This window comes from Albidovulum sp., from assembly GCF_049646345.1.
Taxonomy (GTDB): domain Bacteria; phylum Pseudomonadota; class Alphaproteobacteria; order Rhodobacterales; family Rhodobacteraceae; genus Albidovulum.
Map to the genome: position 1 here is coordinate 1 of NZ_JBARVQ010000035.1, position 6,110 is coordinate 6,110.

Here is a 6,110-nt window from a genome sequence, read left to right on the forward strand (position 1 = left end):
CTGTCTGATGATTGAGAAGGTCCCAATCGTCAGCCAGGTCGGTCAGATCGCATAATGCGCGCCGCTATGGGCGGCTCACTCCATCAGCCAAATGCGCCAGTGCCGCGGAGCGGCTTCGTCCATGGGCTGGAAATGCATGATATTTGGGTCGGAAATGCTTGCCACGGCCAGCGAGCAGGTTTCAGAGAATCTGGGGGGCGGGTCGTCGCTGTCCGGCGTTCAGCAATGCATTTCTGTCGCCAGACCGAAACGGGCGATGTCATAGCCGGTTGCGGCAATCCGGGTCAGTACGTCATCGACAAGCGCGGGGCTGCCCGCGTCGATGCAATTCTCGCGGAAATACCAATAAAGGAACTTGGCATAGGGCCAGCGCCGTCCCGTTGCATGGGCAATGGCGCCGTCCATGTCGAACTGCCGTTCGACCGTCACCGCGGCGTGGTGAAAATCGGCCCGGCCGCACAGGACCACGGGCACCCGGTGCAGCATGCTTTCGATCCCCACGGCCGAGTTGATCGTCACCGTGACAGCGGCCTTGGAGAGTATGTCGTGGATATTGCCATGGCTGACCACGACCCTTTCATCGCGCGCGGCAAGCTCGGCCAGCCATTCGCCCGTATCGGGGGATGTGTCACGCGGATGGGGTTTGATGACAATGGGACGTGGATCGTCGCGCCTGAGCAGCGCCTTGACCATGGAGGTGCGGTCAAGATGGCAGGTCTCCTCGACCGCGCGGTCCTTTTCACTTTGCAGGAAGACGGCGATGGCGCCTTCGGGGCTATCCACCTCGGCGTCCGGCTGCGCACCGCGCGACCGGCGCTGTTTGACCCAGCGTCCGACCATGTGGCGATGAAAGGCGTTGGCGGCCTTCGCATCCACCTCGCTGCGGCGGAACTTCGCTTCGCCGATGGACGAGAGCGCCCTGATACCGTGCGGGTCGAGGTTCCAGAACGGAAAGAGATAGGCAATGCCGGTATTGAGGATACGCGGATGCCGCAACGCGCCGTGATCGACGATGTGAAAATCGTCATCCTCCAGCATATCCGCAAGCAGCAATTCGCGTTCATGCGGCACCTTGCGGACCACACCGCCACGTTCCGTGAATTCATCACAGAGCCGGCGATAGAACCATTTCAGGCCCTCATCGCCTGCGAGGACAGCTTTGGGCAGGTGAAGGATAAGACGTGCGGACTGCATGGGCGGGAGTTTACCCGGCTTCCGTCCGGGTGCAATCCATCCGCAGAATAAGCCTCAGGATATGCTGCGGACCTGCATCGCCATGGGGATAGACCGCTCCGGTATCGTGGAACCCACCCTTGAGATAGCAGCGGATGGCGGCAGGGTTCGCCACATTCACCGTCAGAACGGCGCTTTCCTTTCCCGGATAATGTCGGGCGAGATAGGGCGAGAGAGCGACGACGGCGGCTGTGGCGATGCCACGGCCCTGCATGTCGCGATCAATCATGAAGGCCCGCAGGCTAAGCTCGTCCTGTTCCGGAGAATCGTGGCGTTGCGCATAGTTGCGGTCGATCTTGAAGAACCCGACCGCGCGACCGTCCTGAAGGATCGCGTGAAAGTCTATGCCAGTCTCACCCGACGCAAAGGCCTCGGCAACGGTGCCGGAAAACCTTTCCTGTTCCGGGGTGACGTGGATACCGGCCACACGATCGAAATCGTCGCGGCCGATGGGCGTCAGGGTGACGCTTGTCACCCCTCCATCGCTTCCAGCTCATCGATCATTCCGGCGATCATGGACAGGCCCTTGTCCCAGAATTTCGGATCGCTGGCATCAAGCCCGAAGGGGGCCAACAGCTCCTTGTGGTGCTTCGATCCGCCCGCTTTAAGCATCTCGAAATACTTCGCCTCGAACCCCGGCAGGCCTTCCTCATAGACCGCATAAAGCGCATTCACGAGGCCGTCGCCGAACGCATAGGCATAGACATAGAAGGGCGTGTGGACGAAATGCGGGATATAGGACCAGAAGGTCTCATACCCCTCCATGAACTCGAACGCATCGCCCAGGCTTTCGTCCTGAATGCTCATCCAGAGCGCGTTGATATCCTCGGGCGTCAATTCGCCCGTCCGGCGTGCGGCGTGCAGCTTGCATTCGAAGTCATAGAAGGCGATCTGGCGGACGACCGTGTTGATCATATCCTCAACCTTGCCAGCCAGCAGAACCTTGCGTTCGGCCGGAGATTTGGCCTGTGCAAGCAGCTTGCGGAAGGTCAGCATTTCGCCAAAGACGCTGGCAGTTTCAGCCAAAGTCAGCGGGGTTGAGGCCAGCATCTCACCCTGCGGGGCGGCCAGAACCTGATGGACGCCATGGCCCAGTTCGTGGGCCAGCGTCATCACGTCACGCGGTTTGCCGAGATAATTCAGCATGATGTAGGGGTGGACGTCGGTGACGGTCGGATGGGCGAAGGCGCCGGGTGCCTTGCCCGGTTTCACGCCCGCATCGATCCAGCCATTATCAAAGAAAGGCTTTGCAATATCAGCCATTTCCGGGGCGAAGTGCGTGTAAGCTGTCATCACTGTGTCGCGCGCTTCGTCCCAATTGACGGTTTTCTTTTCCTCAATCGGTAATGGCGCATTGCGGTCCCAGACCTGCAACTTCTCCAGCCCCATCCATTTCGCCTTCAGCCGGTAATAGCGGTGCGAAAGCTTCGGATAGGCGGCGACAACGGCGTTGCGCAGCGCTTCCACCACTTCGGGTTCGACATGGTTCGACAGGTGCCGCCCATATTGTGCTGAGGGCATCTTGCGCCAGCGATCCTCAATTTCCTTTTCCTTGGCAAGTGTGTTGTGGACACGGGCGAAGAGCTTGACGTTTTCGCCAAAGACCTTGACCAGCGCCTTCGCGCCCGCCTCGCGCCGGGCGCGGTCCTGTTCCGAGAGAAGGTTCAGCGTGGCTTCAAGGTTCATCGCCTCCGCCTCGCCCTCGACTGTGAATTCCAGTCCGGCCATCGTCTCGTCGAACAGCTTGTTCCAGGCCGATGCGCCGACGGTCGACTGGTCATGCAGGAACTTTTCCAGCTCATCCGATAATTGGTGCGGCTTCATCGCCCGCATCCGGTCGAAGACCGGCTTGTAACGGGCGATATCGGCATTGGCGGTGAACACGTTTTCGTAAGCGTCATCCTCAATCCGGTTGAATTCGAGCGAGAAGAAAACGAGCGGCGTGGTGAATTCGGTGACCTTGTCTTGACAGTCGGACATGAACTTGGCCCGCGCGGCGTCCATCGTGTTTTGGTAATAGCGCAGGCCCGCATAGGACATGATGCGGCCCGCCACGGCCTCGATCTTTTCATAGGCGCGGATGCAGCCCAGCATCGTGGTCGCGTCAAGGGTCGCCAGCTTGCCCTCGTAAGTCGCCGCGAAATCTGCGCAGGCCCCTTCCAGCCAGTCCATGTCGCGCCTGACCTCGGGCGCGTCGGGGGCTGCGTAAAGATCGCTCAGATCCCATTCCGGCAGATTGCCGAGCCCCCCGGACGAGGCATTGGCGTCGAAGACCGGGCGGGGCAGGCGAATGGGCATGGGGGAACTCCTACGAATGCTTTCGTCCAGAGATGGCAGGGGCAATGGGGCATGGCAAGGGCGGGTGCGCGTTTTCCCGCGCATCGGCCGGGGCTGAGCTGGGTTTTGGCTGCGGATCCGGAACGAATGCAGCTCCCTGCGTCTTGACTTGTTCCCGGGCGAAGGGGCGTATCCACGATTGTCAGCAACGCCCCGATCGGGTCTCACTCAAACGCAAAAAAAGGCCGCGCAGTGCGCGGCCTTTTCCCATCCAATCTGGTCGGATCAGAGCTCGTCCAGCGCCTCGACAGCTTTCTGGAGCTTGTCCTTGGAAACCTCTTTCTCGGACACTTTGGCACCGGTAACCACGAGATCCACGACCTTGTCCTCAAAGATCGGCGCGCGCAGCTGCTGCTGCATCTGCGGGTTCTTCTGCACGAATTCGAAGAAGGCGCGTTCCTGCCCCGGATATTGACGGGCCTGGTTCATCACCGCCTGCGTCATCTCGGCATCGGTGACCTCAACCTCTTCCTTGCGGCCGATCTCGGCCAGCAGAAGCCCCAGACGCACCCGACGCTCGGCGAGCGATTTGTGCTCGTCGGTCGGTTCGATGTGGTCGTGGTTGTGATCATGCACATCGGGGTTTTCGTCATGCCAGAGCTGGTGGGCGATTTGCCCTGCCTCGGCCTCGACAAGGCTTGGCGGCAGGTCGAATTTCACCAGCTTGTCGAGCTGATCGAGAAGCGCGCGCTTCATCACCTGACGCGAAGCGCCGGTATATTCGGCCTCCAGCCGCTCGGTGATCTGGCCCTTCAGGGCCTCAAGGCTCTCGGCCCCGAACTGCTTGGCCAGTTCGTCGTCAATCTCGGCGGGCTTGGCGCCCTTCACGGCTTTCACCGTGCAGTCAAAGATCGCTTCCTTGCCGGCAAGGTGCTGGGCACCGTATTCGGCCGGGAAGGAGACCTTGACGGCCACGTCGTCACCGGCCTTGGCGCCGACGAGCTGTTCCTCGAAACCGGGGATGAAAGAGCCGGAGCCAAGTTCCAGAGGGTAATCCTCACCCGCACCGCCTTCAAAGGCTTCGCCGTCGATCTTGCCGACGAAGTCGATCACGACCTGATCGCCGTCCTTGGCCTTGGTGCCCTTCTTCTTGTCCTCGAAGTTCTTCGCGGACTTGGCGAGGTTTTCCAGCGCTTCGGTCACGTCCTTGTCCTCGGCCTTGACGACCAGCTTTTCCAGCTTGACCTTCGAGACGTCGACCTCAGGGATCTCGGGCAGCGCCTCATAGGACATCTCGACGATAACATCGTCGCCCTCTTTCCAGGTCTCGCCGCCCTGCATCTCGACCTTGGGCTGCAAAGCCGGGCGGTCGCCGGTGGTGTCGAAATGCGATTTCATCGCGCCGTCGATCGCGTCCTGCATCGCATCGCCAAGGATGCGCGGGCCGAACTGCTTTTTCAAAAGCGCCATCGGCACCTTGCCCTTGCGAAAGCCCTTCATCTCGACTTCCGGCTGCGCCTCGACGAGCTTTTCATTGACCTTCGCATCAAGATCGGCGGCCGGCACGGTGATCGTGTAGCTGCGCTTGAGGCCGTCTTTCAGGGTCTCGGTGACCTGCATTCCTTCGTCCTTTTATCCATGGTGCGGGTGGAGGGACTTGAACCCCCACGCCTTGCGGCGCCAGAACCTAAATCTGGTGCGTCTGCCAATTTCGCCACACCCGCGATGCCCAAAGAAGCGGCCCTTTTCAGGACCGCCTCCGAAATCCGCGCCCTTCTAGCAAGGTTCACAGCGCGATGCGAGCGGAAAAAGCGCCGCAGAATGGGCCCGGCCGCTGCGCAATGTTGACATATTCCGCAATCAGGATGCGAAGCATAGAATAATAACAATGGGGATCCGGATGACGCATATGGCACGCGAACATTTGGCGGCTGAACGGGCCGATACACCGGTAAAGACCACTCACGGCATTGCGTCCGGCACGGTTGTGCTGACACTCGACGGCGCTTTGCCGGTCGATTTCCTGTCACCCGGCGACCGCGTCATCACGCGCGAAGGGATGCGGGTGGTACGTGAGGTCAGGGTGCACCGCTATTCCGGCCCGGCCGTCTGTGTGAAGGCGGGTGCCCTTGGCCACGACCGGCCCGAGCAGGATCTGGTCCTGCCCGAGACAACGCAGATCCTGATCCGCGACTGGCGGGCCGAGGCGCTTTTCGGCACCGCCGAGGCGGTGATGCCGATCTCGCGCCTGACGGATGGTGAATTCATCGCCCCGACCAAGGCGCTGTCGATGCGGCTATACGACCTCAGGTTTGACACGCCACAGGTAGTCTATGCCGAAGGGCTGGAACTGGCCTGTGCTGCGGTCGAGGCCGAGGCTCAGATCGCCGACGAGTGACCCCTGAGGCAAGGTGGGTTGAAACCCACCTTACGGGGGCCCTCAAAGCCTGAGATCGCGAAAGACCGCCGGAATCTGTTCCGGAATATCCTCGGCAATCAGGCCGGGCCCGAATTTCAACGCACATTCAACATGCAGCCAGGCCGCCGTCTCGGCCGCCTGCATCGGCGCGAAACCGCGCGCCAAGAGCCCTGCGATGAAG

The 6,110-nt window shown here is 60.9% G+C and carries 5 protein-coding genes and 1 tRNA gene; 1 reads left to right on the forward strand and 5 read right to left on the reverse strand.

Annotated elements, in window-relative coordinates; translation table 11 throughout:
- Positions 1-219 precede the first annotated feature (219 nt).
- The 5 genes from WBB85_RS00840 to WBB85_RS00860 all read right to left on the reverse strand — a co-directional run bounded on the left by WBB85_RS00840 (position 220) and on the right by WBB85_RS00860 (position 5,234).
- Positions 220-1,194, reverse strand: coding sequence for a hypothetical protein (locus tag WBB85_RS00840; protein WP_432636724.1), 975 nt, complete (start codon positions 1,192-1,194; stop codon positions 220-222).
- 10 nt (positions 1,195-1,204) lie between these two features.
- Positions 1,205-1,708, reverse strand: a complete 504-nt coding sequence (locus tag WBB85_RS00845) for a GNAT family N-acetyltransferase (RefSeq protein WP_432636725.1) — start codon at positions 1,706-1,708, stop codon at positions 1,205-1,207.
- Complete coding sequence (locus WBB85_RS00850; RefSeq protein ID WP_432636726.1) at positions 1,705-3,531, reverse strand: M3 family oligoendopeptidase; 1,827 nt, start codon at positions 3,529-3,531, stop codon at positions 1,705-1,707. Before WBB85_RS00850 ends, WBB85_RS00845 begins: the two co-directional genes overlap by 4 nt.
- A 264-nt stretch (positions 3,532-3,795) precedes the next feature.
- Positions 3,796-5,130: a trigger factor gene (tig, locus tag WBB85_RS00855; RefSeq protein WP_432636727.1), complete on the reverse strand. Its 1,335-nt coding sequence runs from the start codon at positions 5,128-5,130 to the stop codon at positions 3,796-3,798.
- A 19-nt stretch (positions 5,131-5,149) separates the two neighbouring features.
- Positions 5,150-5,234, reverse strand: a tRNA-Leu gene (locus WBB85_RS00860).
- A 185-nt stretch (positions 5,235-5,419) separates the two neighbouring features.
- On the opposite strand from WBB85_RS00860, the gene WBB85_RS00865 reads away from it, so the two are divergent.
- A complete protein-coding gene (locus WBB85_RS00865) occupies positions 5,420-5,908 on the forward strand; it encodes a Hint domain-containing protein (protein WP_432636728.1) in 489 nt (162 codons plus the stop codon).
- Positions 5,909-6,110 lie beyond the last annotated feature (202 nt).